Source organism: Micromonospora sp. NPDC000663 (assembly GCF_042898105.1).
Lineage (GTDB): Bacteria > Actinomycetota > Actinomycetes > Mycobacteriales > Micromonosporaceae > Micromonospora.
Genome location: NZ_JBIAYR010000001.1, coordinates 1,476,632 through 1,497,252, shown reverse-complemented (window position 1 = coordinate 1,497,252; position 20,621 = coordinate 1,476,632). Strand labels below are relative to the sequence as shown.

The 20,621-nt window shown below is 70.4% G+C and carries 14 protein-coding genes; 4 read left to right on the top strand and 10 right to left on the bottom strand.

The window, feature by feature from the left end:
• Positions 1–71 precede the first annotated feature (71 nt).
• From ACFY1S_RS07135 to ACFY1S_RS07125, 3 genes are read left to right on the top strand one after another with little or no spacing between them, the layout of a single operon-like run.
• A complete protein-coding gene (locus ACFY1S_RS07135) occupies positions 72–2,477 on the top strand; it encodes a PEP/pyruvate-binding domain-containing protein (RefSeq protein ID WP_387113648.1) in 2,406 nt (801 codons plus the stop codon).
• A gap of 26 nt (positions 2,478–2,503) precedes the next feature.
• Positions 2,504–3,169 carry a hypothetical protein gene (locus ACFY1S_RS07130; protein ID WP_387113646.1) on the top strand — a complete coding sequence of 222 codons (666 nt, stop codon included), beginning with the start codon at positions 2,504–2,506 and terminating at the stop codon, positions 3,167–3,169.
• A gap of 53 nt (positions 3,170–3,222) precedes the next feature.
• On the top strand, positions 3,223–3,801 hold the full coding sequence (locus ACFY1S_RS07125; RefSeq protein ID WP_387113644.1) for a TetR/AcrR family transcriptional regulator: 579 nt from the start codon (positions 3,223–3,225) through the stop codon (positions 3,799–3,801).
• Between the two features lie 29 nt (positions 3,802–3,830).
• On the opposite strand, the gene ACFY1S_RS07120 is transcribed toward ACFY1S_RS07125, so the two are convergent.
• From ACFY1S_RS07120 to ACFY1S_RS07105, 4 genes are all read right to left on the bottom strand, one after another.
• Complete coding sequence (locus ACFY1S_RS07120; protein WP_387113642.1) at positions 3,831–5,177, bottom strand: N-acetylmuramoyl-L-alanine amidase; 1,347 nt, start codon at positions 5,175–5,177, stop codon at positions 3,831–3,833.
• Between the two features lie 64 nt (positions 5,178–5,241).
• Positions 5,242–6,411, bottom strand: coding sequence for a peptidase M23 (locus tag ACFY1S_RS07115; RefSeq protein ID WP_387113640.1), 1,170 nt, complete (start codon positions 6,409–6,411; stop codon positions 5,242–5,244).
• Positions 6,412–6,802: 391 nt separating this feature from the next.
• Positions 6,803–7,786: a TolB family protein gene (locus ACFY1S_RS07110; RefSeq protein WP_387113638.1), complete on the bottom strand. Its 984-nt coding sequence runs from the start codon at positions 7,784–7,786 to the stop codon at positions 6,803–6,805.
• Positions 7,783–9,057 carry an MFS transporter gene (locus ACFY1S_RS07105; protein WP_387113636.1) on the bottom strand — a complete coding sequence of 425 codons (1,275 nt, stop codon included), beginning with the start codon at positions 9,055–9,057 and terminating at the stop codon, positions 7,783–7,785. The genes ACFY1S_RS07110 and ACFY1S_RS07105 overlap by 4 nt, the downstream gene beginning before the upstream one ends.
• 222 nt (positions 9,058–9,279) lie before the next feature.
• Between ACFY1S_RS07105 and ACFY1S_RS07100 the strand changes: the two genes are divergently transcribed.
• Positions 9,280–10,659, top strand: a complete 1,380-nt coding sequence (locus tag ACFY1S_RS07100) for a DNRLRE domain-containing protein (protein WP_387113634.1) — start codon at positions 9,280–9,282, stop codon at positions 10,657–10,659.
• Positions 10,660–10,726: 67 nt separating this feature from the next.
• Here the strand turns inward: ACFY1S_RS07100 and mmsB are convergent, their stop codons facing one another.
• The 6 genes from mmsB to ACFY1S_RS07070 all read right to left on the bottom strand — a co-directional run bounded on the left by mmsB (position 10,727) and on the right by ACFY1S_RS07070 (position 20,425).
• The gene (gene mmsB, locus ACFY1S_RS07095; RefSeq protein WP_387113632.1) at positions 10,727–11,977 is read right to left on the bottom strand and encodes a multiple monosaccharide ABC transporter permease; all 1,251 of its coding nucleotides are present in this window, start codon (positions 11,975–11,977) and stop codon (positions 10,727–10,729) included.
• Positions 11,974–13,512, bottom strand: coding sequence for a multiple monosaccharide ABC transporter ATP-binding protein (gene mmsA, locus ACFY1S_RS07090; protein ID WP_364372072.1), 1,539 nt, complete (start codon positions 13,510–13,512; stop codon positions 11,974–11,976). Before mmsA ends, mmsB begins: the two co-directional genes overlap by 4 nt.
• 79 nt (positions 13,513–13,591) lie before the next feature.
• A complete protein-coding gene (gene chvE / locus ACFY1S_RS07085; protein ID WP_364376091.1) occupies positions 13,592–14,734 on the bottom strand; it encodes a multiple monosaccharide ABC transporter substrate-binding protein in 1,143 nt (380 codons plus the stop codon).
• A 304-nt stretch (positions 14,735–15,038) separates the two neighbouring features.
• Positions 15,039–16,685 carry a glycoside hydrolase family 27 protein gene (locus tag ACFY1S_RS07080; protein ID WP_387113629.1) on the bottom strand — a complete coding sequence of 549 codons (1,647 nt, stop codon included), beginning with the start codon at positions 16,683–16,685 and terminating at the stop codon, positions 15,039–15,041.
• 244 nt (positions 16,686–16,929) lie between these two features.
• Complete coding sequence (locus ACFY1S_RS07075) at positions 16,930–17,916, bottom strand: LacI family DNA-binding transcriptional regulator (protein ID WP_387113627.1); 987 nt, start codon at positions 17,914–17,916, stop codon at positions 16,930–16,932.
• A 415-nt stretch (positions 17,917–18,331) separates the two neighbouring features.
• The gene (locus tag ACFY1S_RS07070; protein WP_387113625.1) at positions 18,332–20,425 is read right to left on the bottom strand and encodes a family 43 glycosylhydrolase; all 2,094 of its coding nucleotides are present in this window, start codon (positions 20,423–20,425) and stop codon (positions 18,332–18,334) included.
• Positions 20,426–20,621: the final 196 nt, after the last annotated feature.

Below are 20,621 nucleotides of genomic sequence, written 5' to 3'. Positions count from 1 at the left end.
TGCATTGCAGTCGCATCGTGAAAGAGCTACGGTGAACGCAATGCAGTCGTATTGCAAACGAGGGGGCATCCGTGCACGTGATCGCGTTGTCCCAGGCGACCACTGAGATGGTCGACCTGGTCGGCGGCAAGGCGGCCGGGCTGGGCGAGCTGATCCGGCGCGGTGAACACGTCCCCGAGGGCTTCTGTGTCACCGCCGAGGCACACCGGCTCGGCGTCCTCCCCGAGGCGGAGATCATCGCCGCGTACGAGAGACTCGGCGGCGGCCCGGTGGCGGTACGCTCCAGCGCCACCGCCGAGGACCTGCCGGACGCCAGCTTCGCCGGGCAGCAGGACACCGTCCTGAACGTCACAGGCGCCGCCGAGGTCATCGCCGCGATCGGCACTTGCCGGGACTCGCTGCACAACCACCGCGCCACCGCCTACCGCGACGCCCGCCGGATCGACAGTCAGGAGGTGTGGATGGCTGTCGTCGTGCAACGCATGGTCACACCGACGGTGGCGGGGGTGCTGTTCACCGCCAACCCGGTGACCGGCCGCCGTGACGAGATGGTGGTCGACGCCGCTCCGGGGCTGGGCACCACTGTCGTGGACGGCGCGACGACTGTGGACCACTACGTCCTCGACGGCGTCGACAGGGACGACGCCGGCTGCCTGACGTCCGCACACCTGGCCGGACTGCGCGTCACGGGCGAACGGCTCCAGGCCCAGTTCGGCTGCCCCCAGGACGTGGAGTGGGCGATCGACGCGGACGACGTGCTGTGGCTGCTGCAGTCGCGACCGATCACCACGCTGTTCCCCGCGCCGCCGGCCACCGACAAGCCCCTCCCCCGCGTCTACCTGGAGTTCGGGCACGTCCAGGGCATGCTGCGACCGGTGACCCCGATGGGCATGGCGACCCTGCGGGCGCAGATCACCGCGATGCTCGCCGCGCTCGGCGTCCGGGTCGAGATCGTCGACATCGGCGGCCGCCTCTACGGCGACCTGACCGACCTGGCGCGGGACAGGTCGTCCCGCCGGCGGCTGGTGAAGCTCCTGGCCGTCGACTTCGGCCCCCGGGCGCAGGCGGTGATGCGACACGTGCTCGCGGATCCTCGATTCGCCCCGGTCGGCGGCGGCACCGGTCGCGGCGCGGGGCAGGGCGCGGCGTCGCTGCGGACGGCCGGGCGCGCGGTGGTGGGAATCCTGCGGGCCCTGGCCCGTCCGGACACGGCGCGGATCCGGATGTTCCGGGCGGTCGAGCAGATGAGGGTACGCTCGGCAGCCCCGACCGACCTGCGGACCAGCGCGGACCGGCTGCGTTTCGTGCGGGAGGCACAGGACGCCGACGACAGCGCCGACGCGATCATGTGGCCGATCGTCGCGGGGATGCTCGCCGCCGCGCTGCCTGCCGCACTGCTCAAGGGCATCGCCGGCCCGGACGAGATCCACGCTGTGCTGGCTGGCATGCCGCACAACGTGACGATCGAGATGGACCTGGCGCTGTGGCGGCTCGCCCAGGGCGCGGGTGACCACCGTCAACTCCTGTTGGACACCCCGCCGGACGAGCTGGCCGCACGTCACCTGAGCGGAACGCTGCCCGACATCGGCATGACCGCCTTCCTCGACGAGTACGGCCACCGGGGCGTCGCCGAGGTCGACCTCGGTGTGCCCCGCTGGGCCGAAGACCCCACACCCGTCTTCGCGGCGCTCGCCAACTACCTGCGCGTCACCGATCCGCGGCAGGGCCCTGACAAGCGTTTCCACCGGGCCGCCGTGGCGGCGGAGGCGGCGCTGGAGGAGTTGGTCGCCCGGGCCCGCCGCCGGCGCCCGGTACGGGGCAGGCTCGCCGGATTCCTGCTCCGCCGCGCCCGCTCGTTGGCCGGCCTGCGCGAGGCAGGCAAGTTCGCCGGGTTGTACCCGCTGCGCGAGACCCGCCGACACCTGCTGCTCATCGGGGCCGACCTGCACGGCGCCGGGCTGCTGGACCAGAGCGACGACATCATGTTCCTGACGCTCGACGAGGCGCACTCCGTCGTACACCAGGGTGTTGATCTGCGCGGCGTGGTCGCCGCGCGGCGGGCCGTGCACCGTCGGGAACTGCGTCGCCGGTCGGTGCCAGTGGCGCTGCTGTCCGACGGCACAGACGTCGAGGCGGTCCTGCCGGCGACTGCCGCCGGCGAGGGGACGCTCGTCGGCGTGGGCGCGTCCGCGGGTCGGGTGACCGGACCGGCCCGGGTCGTGCACGACCCGGGCACCGCCCACCTCGAACCAGGCGACGTCCTGGTCGCCGCGACCACAGACCCCGGTTGGACCCCGCTCTTTCTCACCGCTGCCGCGCTGGTCACCGACACCGGCGCGGTCATGGCCCACGGGCCCACAGTGGCCCGGGAGTACGGGATCCCCGCCGTCATCTGCGTGCCGGACGCCACCCGGACGATCACCACCGGGCAACTCGTCACCGTGGACGGCGGCGCCGGAACAGTCACCCTCCACTGACCACCACCCCTACCGCGAGGACGACGATGACCGAGCCGGGACCACCCACCGCGACGACCGTGGGCCAGCTGCTGCGCCGGGCGGCGACGGCCGAGGCGGCGATGTGGCGAAGCCTGCACCTGTGGGCGCGACGACGCCCGCTGCCACTGGAACCCGGCGACGAGCCGTTCGGCTACCTCGGCGTGGTCAAGCCCATCCTCGGCATCTTCATCGTCCTGTCGGCTGTCGAGATCCCGATCTTCGACCTCGTCGTCACCCACGTCGTGCCGTGGCGGCCCGCCCGCTGGATCGTGCTGGGCCTCGGCGTCTGGGGTCTGCTCTGGATGATCGGCCTCTTCGCCAGCATGACGATCCACCCGCACGTCGTCGGCGACACCGGCCTGCGGGTCCGGGTCAGCTCGGGAATCGACATCTGGATCCCGTGGACGGACATCGAGGCGCTGCGCAAGCGCTACCGCTCGCTGCCCTCCAGCAGATCCGTCCAGGTCGAGCGGGAGGGAGACCGACAGGTCCTGCATCTCGCCGTCGGCAGCCAGACGAGCATCGACGTCCTGCTGCGCCACCCGCTGACCTTCGACCTGCCCAAGGGCCGGTCCGCGCCGATGAACGAACTCCGGCTGTACGCCGACGACCCCGACGGCCTCCTGCGCAGCGCGCGGGGCACGCCGGCGGGCGACACCGCCCGCCGGTAGCCGCCGCCGACGGGCGGCGTGTCCGGGCCACCCACTGTGAAACGATCGAGGTCATGCCCAAGAAGGTCGACCACCAGGAGCGACGCACCCTCATCGCGGACGCGCTGATGCGGGTCGCCGCCGACCAGGGCCTGGAGGCGGTGAGCCTGCGTCACGTGGCCACCGCGGCCGGCGTGTCCGCCGGGATGGTCCAGCACTACTTCCGGACCAAGGACGAGATGATGGCGTTCGCGTTGAGCGTGGTGCGCGAGCGCGGACAGGTCCGGGTCACCGAGGCGGTGCGGCGGCTGGGCGAGAACCCCTCCCCCCGGCTCCTGCTTCGGACGATGATCGCCGCGCTGCTGCCGCTCGACGACCGGACCCGCGACGACGGCCGGGTGGCGTTGGCGTTCCTCGCCTACACGGCGGTACGACCGTCGGCCGCACCCGGTCTCCGCGCGGACACCGCGCAGCTGACCACCTTCATCGCCAGCGTCCTGCCCACGAGGGACGCGGCCGCCGCGGCCGGCCTGCTGGCGCTCATGGAGGGGCTGGGCGTCTACCTGCTGGGTGGGCAGTACACCCCCGAGCAGGCGCTGGACGCCCTGGACGCCCACCTCGACCTGCTGTTCGGCGCACCGGCGACCGCCTGAGCGACGGTCGCCGGGGCCGATGCGCGCCGTCAGCAGCGCGGCACGTTCGGGATGTACCCGTCGTACCCGGTGAGCAGGTACGCGTCCGAGACGTAGCGGTTGGTGCCGATCCGGTTCCAGACGGAGGTGGTGCCGTACGGGCCGGTGACGGTGCTGCCGACCGCCTGGCAGTAGATGGAGACCGTGGCGCCGTCGGCGATCGAGCCGACGACCGGATAGCTCGCCCCCGGGCCGGAGCGCACGTTCAGGGTGCTCGCGCTTGTGTTCACCGTGCCCGAGCCGATGCCGGTGATCCCGTTCACCAGTTGCAGGTAGTAGGTCCAGTTCCAGTTCGGGCCGGGGTCGGTGTGGGTGGCGCCGGGCACCTCGTTGTGGCCGATGATGTGCGCCCGGTCCCTGGGGATGCCGTACTTCGTGGTGAGGTTGCGGGTCAGGGTGGCGGACTGGCGGTACATCGCGTCGGTGAACCAGGCCGGATTGTCGACGTACCCCTCGTGCTCGATGCCTACCGACTGGGTGTTGTAGGTCCAGTTGCCGGCGTGCCAGGCGATGTCCTTCTCCCGCACCGACTGGGTGACCGCGCCGTCCGAGGAGCGGACGGTGTAGTGCGCGCTGGCCTGGGCGGCCGGGTTCTGGAACCAGCTGATGGTCCCGGCGTACGAGCCCTGCGCGAAGTGGATGACGACGCGGTTCACGGGGTGGCTGCCCGGCCGGCTGGCCACCGTGTAGTTGCTGGTGCTGGCCGGTGCCCACGCGGCCGGCCCGTAGTCGGTGCTGAGGGTGCCGACCCCGCCGGGCACCGCGGCCCGCTCCAGGGCGCCCCGGCGCGGCGCGACAGGCCGGCCGGCCACCGCCTCGCCGCTCGTCGGAGCGATCCCGACGCGCAGCAGGTCGTAGACGGTGTCCGCGTAGAGCCGCGCGACCGACGGCTCGGCGGCGCCGCCGTACCTGGCGACAGGCACGTACCACCCGTTCACGTCGTCGCGGGCCGGGGTGGTGAGGCCGGCCTGGTCGGCGTACGACCGCAGGACGGCGGCCGCCCCGAGGACGTTCGCCGCGGTGTCGGCGCGCAGCGTGGCCGGACTGAGTCGGGTGAGGGTGGCCGCCTCGTCCAGGGTGCGGTCGGTGGCCAGGTGCATGAGCCCGTACCCGCCGGCCGTGCTGGCCGCGCCGCCGTGCGGGTCGAGCCGCGACTCGGCGTACCCGAGGGCGACAAGCAGGTCGCGGGGAACGTCGTACCGCGCGGCGGCGGTGTCGAACGCGGCGGCCAGCGGGGCGGCCGACGCGGGTGTCCCCCCGGGGTCGGCGACGGCAGGTGACGCGACCACGACGGTCAGGGCTGTGGTCAGGGCGAGCAGGGAGGTTCGAACGGACATCAGCACTCCTCGGGAGGACTGGGGTGGGCGGCCGGTCGACCACCCACCCCGGCGGTCGAACTCGTCAGCACCAGCCGTTGACCGGACCGTTCACGCCGGTCCACAGGTACGCGTCGGACACCCAACTGCCGTCGCTCAGGCGGTCCCAGAGCGCCGTGGTGCCGTACCGCCCGGTGTGCGAGGTCCCGTTGGCGGAGCAGGAGACGGTGACTGTCGCGCCGTCGCCTAGTGAACCGAGCGAGCCGTAGCCGCTGCCCGGCCCGGCACGTCGGGTGAGCGCTCCGCCGCCGTTCGCGTCGACGACCGCCTGGTTGAAGCCGAGCGCGCCGTAGTTGTACAGGCCGCCGCCGACGCCGGCCCAGGCCGAACCGTGCCGCGCCCCGCCCTGGTACGCGGCGGACCCGTTGGCCAGCACCCACTTTCCGATGTCGTGGTCGGCGATCGGCACGTACGCGCTGTTCTGCCGCAGCCCGAAGTGCACGTGCCGGCCGTACGCCGCCCCGCCGCAGGTGACGTCGGTGCCGGTGTTGCCCAGCACGGCGCCCTGGCCGACGCCGAGGCCGTTGACGGAGATGCTGTTCCACAGGTGGTAGTAGTCGGTCGAATAGCCCCGGTCGTGGATGACCCGGATCCATCCCTGACACATCGTGTACGCCGTGCCGGCGCGGGCGGCGCGGACCACCTGGTCACCACCGGCCAGGTCGACCGAGCTGTACGGCCACTCGGTTCCGCCCCAGCCGTGCGGGCCGCTGGTGAGCGTCCACGTCTGGCCCACGCCGAACGGCAGGGCCATCCCGGTGCGGAAGTCCCCGCCCGCGTAGAGCGGGGTGGGGGTGGCGGTGAGCACGCCCCTCTCCTGGTTGCTCACCAGTGGCGATTCGGCGGCAAGCGCGGCGAAGGTGGCCTCGCCGTCGAAGGCGACCCGCCAGCCGGTGGGCTCGGACCGGGCGATGAAGACCGAGCCGGTCGGGTGGGCGTCCTCCTGTCGGGGCGCGAGGGCGACAGCGGTGCCGAACGCCCACCGGCCGCTGGTGCGACTGACGGTGACCCGGGTTTCCGGTCGCGCGGCGGACGTGGACAGTTCGGCCGCGCCGAGCAGTTTGGCGGTTACCGCGGCGGTGAGCGTGGAGGTGACGGGCGCCGCCGAGGCGGCGCCGGGTGTCGCCCCGATCAGACTGGTGAGCATCAACAGGGCGGCGGCAGCGCCGCCGACCAGTCGTCGGCTGTGTCTCATCGTGCCCTCACTTTCGGTGCGGCGGGTTCAGGCCGGGGCGACGGAGAGCCGACGGCCGCTGGCGTGACCTTGAAAGAGACAGGTGTGAATATTGACGGTGATTGTTGTGTAGTAAACCACCGGAAGTCAATGCACACATCGAAAGTTTTCTACATCTCCGCTATTGCGGGCCCGACCCCTCGGACCGCGCCGGGAGTGGGCGAGGATGAGTCCCGGCGTGACCTCCTCGACGCGTACGGGCCGCGCCTCCGAACGCGAGACGCGGCCCGTTTCCCCGATCCCGGTCACCCCGCCGGGGCCCGGTGGCGGCCCGAGCCTTTCGTCGGCAGTTCGTCGGCCGGGACGAGCCAGGTGGAGTTGGTCGCCCCGAGGCCGAGGAGCCTTGTGACCGTCAGGTGAGCGGCGAGGGCGACTCCGCGCCGGGGATCAGGAGCGTCGGCGTACCGGACCCGTCCGCCGGGACGCTCCACACGTCCGGCCGGCCGTCACTTACGCGAAGCGTGTAGGCGAGCGTCGCGCCGTCCAGCCAGGCGGCCTGGTCGTCGACGCTCGACGTCTCGGCCGTCGCGGTCACCCGCATGCTCGCCAGGTCGAGGACCGACAGCCGCCAGCCCTTCGCCGGGTCGGCGTCGATCGCCTCCTTGAAGGCCAGTCGCGTGCCGTCGGGCGACAGCGACGGGCACTCGACGTTCTCCTTCACGGTTTCCACGGTCCGGGCGGCGAGGTCGCCCCGCACGAGGTAGCGCCGTCCCTGGGTCGACAGGGTCGCGTAGAAGCGGTTGTCGTCGGCGGTGAAGGTGACGCCCCAGTAGTTGACGTCGGCGTTGCGGTAGGCCCTGCCGTCCCGCGTGATCGCGAACCCCTCGAGCGACTGCACCCTCGCACCGGTGACGGTGTCGAGGATTCCGGTGCGGGTGGAGAAGCCGCTCGCGGTGTAGGAGTCGCCGCCCACGAACGTCGTCCAGGAGACCATCCGCCCGGACGCCGAGACACGGGCCCGGTTTGGCAGGCCCGGCACGCTCAGTGCCCGTGTCTGACGCAGCGCGGCGTCGAGCACGACCACCTGGTACGACCAGGCGGTCTCCGGTCGCAGGCAGACACCGGTGCCGGCGGCGGCGTACACGCGTAGGCACTCCAGAGCGGACACGGTGCGCGGCCCGTCGGGCTCGGTCGCGTCGACAGCGGAGACGTACCTGTCGGTGATGGCCAGCAGGCGCGGACCGGGCGCGAGGGTGACGGCCCGCTCGCCGCTGGCCGGCGGCGGGGTCCGGGTCGGTTCCGCCGCCGTGGCGGCGTAGCCGGCCGCCGCCGCGCCCAGCAGCACGGCCGAGGCGGTCACCACGGCGATCTTCGCGCGGGTCGACATCGTGGTCATCGGGAGACCCTCCGGGCAACGGGACGGGACGGCGAGGCGAGCAGGAGGAGCGTGCCGACGAGAACGACGCCGACCGCGAGGGCCGCGGCCCGGACCGCGGTCTGCGGCCCCCACGCCTGCCAGGCCAGGCCGAACAGGATCGAGGAGACGAGGTACGCCAGCGCCTGCCCGGTCTGCACGAGGGCGATCCCGGTGGTGCGCAGTCGCGCCGGCAGCACCGGACCGGCGAGCGCGATGAGCACTCCGTCGGTGGCCGCGTAGAACGTCCCGTACAGCGCAAGCGTCACCGCGAGCCCCGGCCAGCCGTGCGTCGGCGTGGACAGCAGCAGGTACGTCACGCCGAGTGCCGCGTATCCGCCCACCACCACCGGCAGCCTGCCGATTCGGTCGGCCAGCACCCCGAGGGGCGCGGCGAGCAGCAGGTACGCCAGGCTGGTGCCGACCGCGAGGAGCGGGAACCAGCGCAGACCGAGGTCCTCGCGCCGTTGCAGCAGCAGGTAGACGAACCCGTCGCCGATGGTGGACAGGCCGAGCAGCGCCGCCGCCAGCACGAGGCGGCGCGCCGGCCGGCTGCGCAGCAGTCCGAACGCCTCGCCGACGGAGACCCTCGGGTCGTCCGGCCCGTCGGTCGGCACACCGGACGGCCGCTCCCTGACGAACAGCACGAGCACGACGACGGCCAGGGCGGCGACGCAGAAACTGGTGACGAACACCGCGTCGTACGACTGCCCGACGGCCAGCAGGACCGCGAACGCGGCGAGCGGGCCGAGGAACGCGCCGACGCTGTCCATGGCCCGGTGCACCCCGAACGCGCGCCCAAGCGCCTCGGGTGGGGTGGAGAGCGTGATCAGCGCGTCGCGGGGCGCGCTGCGGATCCCCTTGCCGAGCCGGTCGACGGCGATGACGGCGCCGATCGCCGGCACCGAACGGCCGGCGAGCAGCAGGCCGAGCTTGGCGACCGCCGAGAGCGCGTAGCCGGTGCCCGCGATCAGCTTACGACGCCGGAACCGGTCGGCGACGAATCCACCGACGACCCGCAGCAGTGCCGTGGCGCCGGTGTGGACGCCGTCGAGCACACCGAACGCCACCGGGCTCAGGTGCAGTCCCAGCACCAGGTAGAGCGGCAGGACGGCGGCGACCATCTCGGCGGAGACATCGGTGATCAGGCTGACCGTGCCCAACGCGACGACGTTGCCACCGACCATGGCGAGCCGTCGGCGTCGTGGCCCGGACGGATCGGTGACCGGTCGGGAGACGGTCGACAGGTACACGAGCATCTCCTCGGATCGACGACTGACGGTCAGCCATCGTGCGGAACCGGTCCGACCGGCCACAAGGGAGGGCGCGTGACGGCCGGGCGTGCGGCGGGTGAACGCTCGCCGAACACCGAGGTGTTCGCCTGGCGGGACGCACTGTTCACCCACGCGTAGTGCGCCGGCCGATCGACCTTCCTACATTCCTTGCGCCTCACACCCGTAGCGAAGGAGTCCTGCATGGACATTCGATTTCCCCGCCCGTCGGTGACGGTGGGGGTGGTCGCGGTACTGCTCGCCTCGACGGCCGCCGTCGTCGTGACCGGAGCGGGCGCGGCTTCGGCCGCGAGCGTGACGTTCACGCCGGTCGCGGACACCTACGTCCAGAGCGACACGGCGTCCACCAACTACGGCACCTCCGCGCAGCTCGTGGTGGACAACTCGCCGGTGCGGCGCTCGTTCCTGCGCTTCACGGTCAGCGGGGTCAGCGGCACGGTGACCAGCGCGAAGCTGCGACTGCGCACGATCAGCGGCAACGACGGCAGCGACGCCGGCGGCACGTTCCGGCGGATGTCCAACACGACCTGGTCGGAGACCGGCACCACCTGGAGCAACCAGCCGACCATCGACGGCGCCACACTCGGCTCGATCGGAGCGGTCAGCGGCGCCGGCTGGTACGAGGTCGACGTCACCGCCGCGGTCACCGGCAACGGCACGTACAGCTTCGGCGCGACCTCGACCAGCGGCGACGGCGCCTACTACGGCACCCGTGAGAGCGGAGCGGACGCGCCGCAACTGGTGGTCACCACCGGGACCACCACGCCGCCGACGTCAGGTGACCCGGTCTTCGTGGGCGCCGGCGACATCGCCAACTCCGGCTCCGGCGACACCGCCACCGCCGCGCTGCTGGACAGCATCCCCGGCACCGTCTTCACCACCGGCGACAACGTGTACGACAACGGCACCGCGTCGCAGTTCGCCAGCTACTACGAGCCCACCTGGGGTCGGCACAAGGCACGCACCCGCCCGTCGCCAGGCAACCACGACTACAACACCTCGGGCGCGACCGGCTACTACAGCTACTTCGGTACGGCCGCCGGCCCGAGCGGTCGCGGCTACTACTCCTTCGACCTCGGCAACTGGCACATCGTGTCGTTGAACTCCAACATCAGCATGTCCGCCGGGTCGGCGCAGGAGCAGTGGCTGCGCGCGGACCTGGCCGCCAGCGGCAAGCCGTGCACGCTGGCGTACTGGCACCACCCGCTGTTCACGTCCAGCTCCAACCACGCGCCGTCGACGTCGACACGCCCGCTCTACCAGGCGCTCTACGACTACAACGCCGACGTCGTGGTGTGGGGCCACAACCACGTGTACGAGCGGTTCGCCCCGATGAACCCGGCCGGCGGGGCCGACGCCACCCGGGGCATGCGCAGCTTCGTGGCCGGGATGGGCGGTGCGAGCCACTACGGCTTCGGCACCATCCAGCCCAACAGCGAGGCACGCAACAGCTCGGCGTACGGGGTCCTGAAGTTCACCCTGCACGCCGGCAGCTACGACTGGCAGTTCGTGCCGGTCGCCGGCCAGACGTACACCGACAGCGGCACCGCCACCTGCCACTGACCGCCCGACACGACGCGTGCCCCCTGCCCGAACGACGGGCAGGGGGCACGGACGTGCGGTGCCGACGTCAGCGGGCCGAGCCGGCGCGGCGCTTGTTGTAGACGTCGAAGGCGACGGCCACCAGCAGCACGAGCCCCTTGACCACCGATTGGGTCGACTGGTCGACGCCCATCAGCTGCATGCCGTTGCTCATCACCGCCATGATCAGACCACCGACCATCGCGCCGACGACCGTGCCCACGCCACCGGTGACCGCCGCGCCGCCGATGAAGGCCGCCGCGATCGCGTCCAGCTCGAACATGTTGCCGGCTGCCGGCTGGGCGCCGTTGGACCGCGACGAGTAGATGACACCGGCCACCGCCGCCAGGAAGCCCATGTTGACGAACATCCAGAAGTTGACGGTGCGGACCTTCACGCCCGACAGCGCCGCCGCGGAGAGGTTGCCGCCGATCGCGTACACCTGACGGCCGAAGACGGTACGCCGGGTGAGCAGGCCGTAGACCAGGACCAGCACCGCCAGGATGATCAGCACGATCGGCAGACCACGGGCGTGCGCCAACTGCCAGGCGAAGTACATGATGACCGCGCCGACCGCGACGACCCGGGCGACGAACAGCGGGAACGACTCGACGGGCTGCTGGTAGCGGATGCGGGCGACCCGGGTGCGGAACCCGCTCACCGCGTAGCCGGCCACCGCGACGGCGCCGATCAGCAGTGTGAACGCGTCGAAGCCGTTGCCGCCGAGCAGTCCGTTGAGGAAACCCGCCGCGACGCGCTGGTACTCGCCCGGGAACGGCGACAGCGAGATGTTGTCGAGCACCCGCAGGGTGAGGCCGCGGAACAGCAGCATCCCGGCGAGGGTCACGATGAACGCCGGGATGCCGGCGTATGCCACCCAGAAGCCGTGCCACGCGCCGACTGCCACGCCGACTGCCAGGGCGGCCAGCACGCCGATCCACCACGGGTGGCCCTGCTGGATCACCAGGACGGCGGAGACCGCCCCGGTCAGCGCGACGACCGACCCCACCGACAGGTCGATGTGCCCGCCGATGATCAGGATGACCATCCCGATCGCGAGGACCAGGATGTACGAGTACTGAAGGACGATGTTCGTGATGTTCCCGGGGCTCAGCGACACCCCGTCGGTCAGGATCGCGAAGAGCGCCACGATGACGACAAGCGCGACGTAGATCCCGCTCTGCCGCAGGTTGTTCAACACCAACGCCCGCAGGTCGCTCGTCCCCGTGTGCAGGGCGGCGGCTGGTGTGCTGTCCGAGGGCGTCGGGCGCTCCGCCGGAGGGGTCTTGATGCTTGTCATCCGACGAGCTCCTTGTCCTTGGTCATCAGCTCCATGAGGCTCTCCTGGGTCGCCTCGCCCACCGGCACCTCACCGGTGATCCGGCCGCCGGCGAGGGTGTAGATCCGGTCGCACATCCCGAGCAGCTCCGGCAGCTCCGAAGAGATGACGATCACCGCCTTACCGGCGGCCACCAGCCGATTGATGATCGTGTAGATCTCGTACTTGGCGCCGACGTCGATCCCACGTGTGGGCTCGTCCAGGATCAGCACGTCCGGGTCGGTGAACAGCCACTTCGACAGCACGACCTTCTGCTGGTTGCCGCCGGAGAGCTTGCCTACCACCGCCATGACGCTCGTGGTCCTGATGTTCATCTCCCGCCGGCTCGTCTCGGCGACCTTGATCTCCTCGTTGCCGTTCACCCAGCCCAGCCGGGCCAGCCGGTCCAGCGCGGCGGCCGAGACGTTACGGCGCACGTCGTCGATCAGGTTGAGGCCGTACCGCTTGCGGTCCTCGGTGACGTACGCGATGCCGTTGTCGATCGCCTCGGCGACGGTACGGGCCTGCACCTCGCGTCCGCGCACGAAGAGCCGGCCGCTGATGTCCCGCCCGTACGACCTGCCGAACACGCTCATCGCCAGCTCGGTGCGCCCGGCCCCCATGAGACCGGCGATGCCGACGACCTCGCCGGCGCGCACGGACAGGCCGACACCCTCGACGACCTTGCGGTCCTGGACGGGGTGACGCACCGTCCAGTCCTCGATGCGCAGGACCTCCTCGCCGGGGGACGACTCCCGGTCCGGGTAGAAGCTGTCCAGGTCGCGTCCGACCATGCCGCGGATGATCCGTTGCTGGGTCACCTCGCCGGCTTTCATGTCGAGGGTCTCCACCGTGCGTCCGTCCCGGATGACCGTGGTCGAGTCGGCGATGGCGGTGATCTCGTTGAGCTTGTGCGAGATCATGATGCAGGTGATGCCCCTGTCGCGCAGCTGCCGCAGCAGGTCGAGCAGGTGGGCGGAGTCGACGTCGTTGAGGGCGGCGGTTGGCTCGTCGAGGATGAGCAGGCGCACCTTCTTCGACAGCGCCTTGGCGATCTCCACCAGTTGCTGCTTGCCCACGCCGAGCTGGATGACCGGGGTCACCGGGTTCTCGTGCAGCCCCACGGACGCCAGCAGCTGCGCCGCCTCGGCGTTGGCCCGGTTCCAGTCGATGAGCCCACCGCGACCGCGCCGCTCGTTGCCCAGGAAGATGTTCTCCGCGATCGACAGGTACGGCACCAGGGCGAGCTCCTGGTGGATGATGACGATGCCGTCGGCTTCGCTGTCGCGGATGCCCCGGAACTGCACAGGCTTGCCGTCGAACAGGATCTCGCCGTCGTAGGAGCCGGTCGGGTGTACGCCGGAGAGCACCTTCATCAGGGTGGACTTTCCGGCGCCGTTCTCACCGCAGATGGCGTGGATCTCTCCCCGGCGCACCGAGAGGGAGACGTCCTCCAGCGCGGTCACCCCGGGGAAGGTCTTCGTGATGCGGCGCATCTCGAGGATGGTGTCGTCCATTGTCACTGTCCTCTGTCAGGTCGGACGCGGTACGCCACGGCGTCGGGCCCGACGGTCACCGTCGGGCCCGACGACGGGCTTACTTCTTGGCCTGACCGGCGGCGACCTCGTCCGCCGTCCAGTAGCCGGAGTCGATCAGCGTAGCCTTGATGTCGTCCTTGTAGACGGTCGCGATCGGTAGCAGGTACGCCGGGACGACCTTGACGCCGTTGTCGTACGTCTTCGTGTCGTTGGCCTGCGGCTGCTTCTTCTGCAGGAACGCCTCGGCCGCGTTCACGGCCTGCTCGGCGAGCAGACGGGTGTCCTTGAAGACCGTGGAGTTCTGCACGCCGTCGTTGATCAGCTTGATCGAGGCGATCTCCGCGTCCTGGCCGGTGACCACCGGGATCTTCTTGCTGGCGCTGCCGTAGCCGGCGTTCTGCAGGGCGGTGATGATGCCCCGGGAGATGCCGTCGTACGGCGACAGCACGCCGTCGACCTTGGCGCCGTCGTTGTAGCTGGAGGTGAGCAGGTCCTCCATGCGCTTCTGCGCGGTCTCCTGCTGCCACCGCAGGATGGCGACCTGCTCGATCTTGGTCTGGCCCGACTTGACCTTCAGCGTGCCGGCATCGATGAACGGCTTCAGCGTGTCCATCGCGCCGCCGAAGAAGTACTGCGTGTTGTTGTCGTCGAGCGAGCCGGCGAACAGCTCGACGTTGAACGGACCCTTGGCCGTGCCCTTCGAGCCGTCCTTGTTCTGCAGGCCGAGACCGACGAGCAGGGAGGTGGCCTGGGCGACGCCGACCTTGTAGTTGTCGAAGCTGACGTAGAAGTCGACGTTCTTGCTGCCGCGGATCAGCCGGTCGTACGAGATGACCGGGATCTTCGCGTCGGCGGCGGCCTGGAGCTGGCTGTTGAGAGCCGTGCCGTCGATCGCGGCGATGACCAGGACGTCGGCGCCCTGGGTGATCATCTGGTCGACCTGCTGGGACTGGGTGGGGATGTCGTCTCCGGCGTACTGGAGCTCGACCTTGTAGCCCTTGGCCTCCAGCTTCTGCTTCACGGCGTTGCCGTCGGCGATCCACCGCTCGGAGGTCTGGGTCGGCATCGAGACGCCGATGGTCAGGTCGGCGGGCTTGTCCCCGCTCTTGTCGCCACCACTGCCGGCGCCCTCGCCACTGCATGCCGCCAGGCTTAGCGCCAGCGCCGCGCTGCCGAGAGCAACCAGGAATCTCCTGCCCACGGGCCTCTCCTCTCTGGACTCCCCCGCCGAGTGCCGGGGCCAACTGTCACCTTTCGGGTAGTGTTAGCGCTCACATAGGGTGCGTCAACACTTGATCCGAAATACCGGTGTCACGGTCTCGTAACGGAGGCGTCCGCGCAAGAGCGACTTCGGCGCCGACCGACGCGGAGCGCAGGTCACCGAGGCGCACGCGGGGGCCCGCACAGAGCGGTGCCCGCGGACGACGTCGTCGTCCGCGGGCACCCCGCACCGCCGGAGGGTCAGGTGGGCCGCCGGGGCCCGGTCGGCCGGCGGACCCGACCGGCTACCGCCGCGTCCACCGTTGGTTCGCCGCCGCGGTGCAGGTCCAGAGGATCACCGTGGTGCCGTTGGCCGTGCCGTTGTTGTTGACGTCCAGGCAGAGCCCGGACTGCGCGGCGCTGATCGTGCCGTTGGTGTTGATGCTCCACCGCTGGTTGGCCCCACCGTTGCAGTCCCAGATCTGCACCTTGGCGCCGGCCGTGGCGTTGAGCGGAGCGTCCAGGCACTTGCCGAGGGACTGCAGGGTCTGCCCGTTGACCGTCCAGCTCTGGTTGGCGGCGCCGTTGCAGTCCCAGATGACCGGCTGGGTGCCGTTTGCCGTGTTGCTGTTCGGGACGTCCAGGCAGCGACCGGAGGAGACGCTGGCGAGGGCGCTTGACGTGGTCGGGGGCGGGGTCGTGGTGCCGCCACCGCTGACCCGGTACACCACAGTGCCGTGCGCGGGGACGCTGGCGCTGATGGTCCCGCTGCTGGAGCTGGTGCCGCCGGTCCACGCGTCGACAAGCGTGAACGACGTCCCGGACTTGCCAATCGCCGCGGCCGTGGTCGAAATCGTCGTCGTCGAGGAGCCCTGGTTGAACAGCGCGACCGCGACGTCACCGTTGGCGAGCCGCTTGGCCAGCACCCGACGCGTACCGTCGAACGACACAGGCGTCCCCTGCAACCCGAGTGAGTCCTGGTTGATCGCGATCAGGTTGGCGTTCTTGAGGATTGCCTGCGTCGCGGCGTTCATGTTCCGCACGTCGTTGCCCGCGATCAGCGGAGACGCCATGATCGCCCACATCGCGAAGTGGCTGCGCATCTCCGTGTCGTTCATGCCGCCGCGACCGACCTCCATCATGTCCGGGTCGTTGAAGCCACCCGGGCGCGCGTACGAGGCCAGCGGAACCGTCACGTTGATGATGTTCTGGATGCCCATCGGGTAGCCGTTGGTCTGGCCGGTGTCCCACGCGTTGGTGATGTCCTCGGTGGTCCGCCACATGTTCGCCACGTCGCCCCAGTTGCGCTGCGGGCCGGTCTTGGCGTGGATGCTGTTCGGGTTGATGCTGTACACGATCGGTCGGCCGGTAGCCGCCAGCGCGTCCCGCATCTTGGCGAAGGTGGCCACCTGGTCGTTGATGCTGCCCTCCGGCGAACACCAGTCGTACTTGAGGAAGTCGACACCCCAGGCGGCGAACTGGCGGGCGTCCTGCACCTCGTGGCCCCGGCTGCCGGTGGCGCCCGGGTAGGAGTTGAAGTACTGCGCGCAGGTCTTGTCGACAGGCACCTGGTACAGACCGAACTTCAGGCCCCGGGCGTGCAGGTAGTCGCCGAGCGCCTTCATCCCGCTGGGGAACCGCGTCGGGTCCCCCTGGATGTTGCCGGAGGAGTCCCGGTTCGGGTTGAACCAGCAGTCGTCGACGACTACGTACTCGTAGCCCAGATCCCGCATTCCGCTGCTGACTATCGCGTCGGCGGACTGTCGGATCAGCCCCTCGTTGATGTTGCAGCCGAACGAGTTCCAGGAGTTCCAACCCATCGGAGGTGTGCGGGCCACCCCGTTGTCCAACGCCTGCGCCGCCGGGGCGCGCAGGCCGACGAGGGCGCCGGCCAGCAGTAGTCCCGCCGCCAGTACGCTTCCCCACCGACGACCTCGGGTGATGCGGTTCATCGAGCCTCCTTGCCGGTGGCGCCCCGCCCCGCGACCGGGATCGCTGACCCGTGGACTGATAGCCGGACACCAATGTTGTTAACGCTAACAGAGACGGCCATCATGTTACGGCGGGATTTCAGGTCGTTCAATACCTGCGCCGCATCGAATCGTCATACGTCGATCGAGTAGGTTGACCCCTCATCGACGGACGCCATAGCGGCACGATGGCCGACCCGAATACGGGCACACCGCCCGGGCGCCGTCAGGCGGGTGGTGGGGCGACGCTGTCGCGGGCGACCAGGGCCGGTGCGATGGTCTGCCGCAACGCCCCGCCGGTGCCCGACTCGATCTGCCTCAGCAGCAGCTGCAGGCTCGCCCGCGCCACCGCGTCGAAGTCCGGTCGGACGGTGGTCAACGGCGGAATGAAGTACGCGGCCTCCGGCACGTCGTCGAAGCCGACGACACTGATGTCGTCCGGCACGCGCCTACCGAACTCGTGCAGAGCCCGCAGCACGCCCAACGCGAGATGGTCGTTGGCGGTGAAGACCGCGGTCACCTCCGGCATCCGCGCGAGCATCTGCCCACAGCGGTAACCCGACGCGGCCGACCAGTCGCCGTGCATCAGCGGCGGCGGGTCGATCCCGGCGGCCACCAACGCCTCACGCCAGCCGTCGACCCGGCCGACGCTGTCGAACCAGTCCGACGGCCCGGAGACGTGCCAGACGGTGCGGTGCCCCGCGTCGAGCAGGTGCTGCGTCGCCGCTCGGGCGCCCGCCACCTGGTCGACTGTCACAAGCGGCACCGGCCGGCTCGGATCCCCGTCGACAGTGACCAACGGGACGTCCTTGGGCAGTCGTTCCAGCGCCTCGCCGGCCGATTCGACGGGCGCGATGACCACGATGCCGGCGACGCGGTGCGACAGGTGCCGTTCGACGGCCGCCGAGATGGACCGGTGGTCCAAATTCCGGACGCTGCCCACGCTCACCGCGAAACCCTCCGCCGCGGCCGTCTGCTCCAACGCGGCAAGCAGTGAGGCCGGACCGTAGAGCGTGGTGTTCTGGGCGACCACACCGATGACCTGCGACCGGCCGGTCACCAGCGCGCGTGCCGCGCCGTTCGGACGGTAGCCGAGTTCGGCGATCGCCGCGCGCACCCGCAGCCGGGTCTGCTCGCGGACGTTGGGGTGCCCGTTGAGCACCCGCGACACCGTCTGATGGGAGACACCGGCGAGACGAGCGACGTCCGTCATCGCGGGACCGTGGACGGCCATTTAACTCCCCCCGCTACGTCTCCGGCCCGCAGCCCGTCGACGTCGACTGGAGCGGCCCGGCCCGATCCCCTCGCTCAGCCACCACGCCGGTGCTGAATCCCAGGTGACCAGCGCTGGATCGCCGACAGTCTACGCCAGCGAAGGCCTCCGACACGGTTCGGCCATGCGGCGCGGACGGAAGGTCCGAGCTGGCCGTGCGCCGGGCTTCCCGTCGCGCACGCGGCATCCCGGCCCCGCGCCGGACCGGCAACGGAAGCGCCGGCCCGCTCCACGCCCCTGGAAAGGGCGGGGAGCAGGGCCGGCGACTGTGTGACGCGGTGCCGTGGACCGCACCCGGCGCACGGGGCGCAGGGCTGTCCTCGTGACCTGTGGACCGATCAGTGTGGGACTGGTGTCACGGTGTCGTCAGGTCGAATCGGCGCACCGTGACGGCACCACCGAGCGCCTGCGTGGCGTGGTTGAAGATGGCGAACCGGTAGCCCATGAAGAACTGCCAGTTGTTCGCCAGGGTCAGGGCGTTGCCGAACGACGTGAAGTTGACCCCGTCGGTGCTGTACGAGAAACGAGCCTGCCGGCCGGAGCCGGGTCTGATGTCGGCGTTGGCACGCAACCAGATCCGGCCACCGGAGACGGCGGTGCTCGCCACCTCGCTGCCGGTGCTCGTGGTGTTCCAGCTGTCGTCCATCGTCAGGCCGTTCTGCATGACCAGACGCGTGGAGCCGTTGTCCCGCCGTACCCCGATCCAGGCCGACGAGTTGCGCAGCACCGCCAGGCCGGTGCGGTCGCCGTCGCGCATCGTGGAGTAGTCCAACTCGATGGTGGCGGTGGAGGTCGGGCCCTGGATGCGGTGCGTCAACGTGTTGCGCGCCTTGTAGAGGTCGCCGGTGACGGTGGCGGTCTGCAGGTTGAGCCCGTTGTTCACCGACCACTTGCTGTTGTCGGGGTTGTGGTTCCACTCCCACTGCGGGCCGAGGGTGGTGCCGGCGAACGTGTCGCTGCCGGTGAGTGGCTTCACCGCGCGCGGCGGCGCCGGCAGGTTCGGCTTCGGGTACGAGGTGCCCCACGCGCCGTTGACCGTCTGGAGCACTGGCCAACCGTCGCCGGTCCAGGTGATCGGGGCCATGGCGGGCATCCGACCGCCGGGGTACGCGTCGACGAAGGACATGTAGTACCAGTCGCCGTTCTGGGTCTGCACCAGCCCACCCTGGTGCGGCACACCGCCGCCGGAGATCGGGCCGGGCAGGTTGAGCAGCACCTGACGCTGCTCGTACGGGCCGAAGGGACCGTTCGTCGACTTCAGCACGTACTGGCCGTTGGCCGGGCGGGTGAGCCAGATGTAGTAGGCGCCGTTGCGCTTGTAGAAGCGCGCGCCCTCCAGCGTCCCGATGCTCGACGGCGTCTGGTACACCTGCTGGGCGCGGACCTGCGACTTCCCGTCGGCGGACAGCTGCGCCACGCTGATGGTGCCGTTGCCGTACGCCACGTACATGGTGTCGTTGTCGTCGATCAGCATCCCGGCGTCGTAGTAGCAGTTGGGGATGGTGGTGTGCTTGCTCCACGTGCCGTCGACGGCGGACGCGGTGTAGATGTGGGTCTGCGCGAAGTCGATGCACCCGGCCCAGTAGTACGTCCGGTTGCTCGGCCGGTAGTTCAACGTCGACGCCCAGATCCCGTCGACGTACGCGTTGCCGCCACTCATGTCGTACTTCGACCCGAACTCGAGGCGGGGTACGGAGTGCCCGGCGAACTCCCAGTTCACCAGGTCGTACGAGCGCAGCACAGGCGCGCCCGGGGAGTAGTGCATGGTGGACGCCGACATGTAGTAGGCGTTGTCCACCCGGATGATGTCGACGTCGGCGAAGTCCTGCCAGATGACCGGGTTGGTGTAGGTGCCGCTCGACGGCGGCGGGTTGCTGCCGCCGACGGGGACGAGCTGCCACTGCTGGTTGCTGCCGCCCCAGTCGTCGTACTGCACGATGTTGCCACCGTCGGCGGTCGAGGCGCCCTGCACCTCCATCGCCTTGTTGCTGTTGCGGTTGATCAACCGGATGTAGCCGCTGTCCGAGTCGGCCAGCCGGAACTGCTGGTTGGTCCCGTTGCCGTCCGCCCACTGCACGATCGAGGCGCCGTTCGCTGTGGAGAAGTTGTAGACGTCGAGCACCTTGCCCGAGTGCCGCGACTTGAGCCGGTAGTAGCCACCGCCGGAGTCGACGAACTGCCACTGCTGCCAGGCGCCGTCGTTACGCGACCACTGGGTGATCCGCGCGCCGTCGTTGGTCGCCTGGTTGTACACGTCCAGAGCCTTGCCGCTGTTGCGGTTGACCAACACGTACCACGCGTTGGTGTCCACAGTCGCTGCCGACGCGGCCGTGGGTGCGACGGCCGCGACCGCGCCGCCCACCAGCACCGCCGCCGCTGCGGCCACGAGCCGCGACATCCACCCGCGCCGGCGTGGCGCACCGCGGGGAACCCGACCGATGGAAAGCATGATCCTCCTCTGCTGACGCGAACCGAGCGGTCTGGGCCGGCGTCCGCGGCGCCGGGCGGGGCACCGAGCTGACCACGGCCCAATCATGTGATCGCTAACACCGATCGCCTAGCGGTTGCGGCACCGAACTGCCGGAACCGAGGGGCGAGGACACATGCCGGGCCGGACCAACGGAAGACATCGACCATCTTGGCTA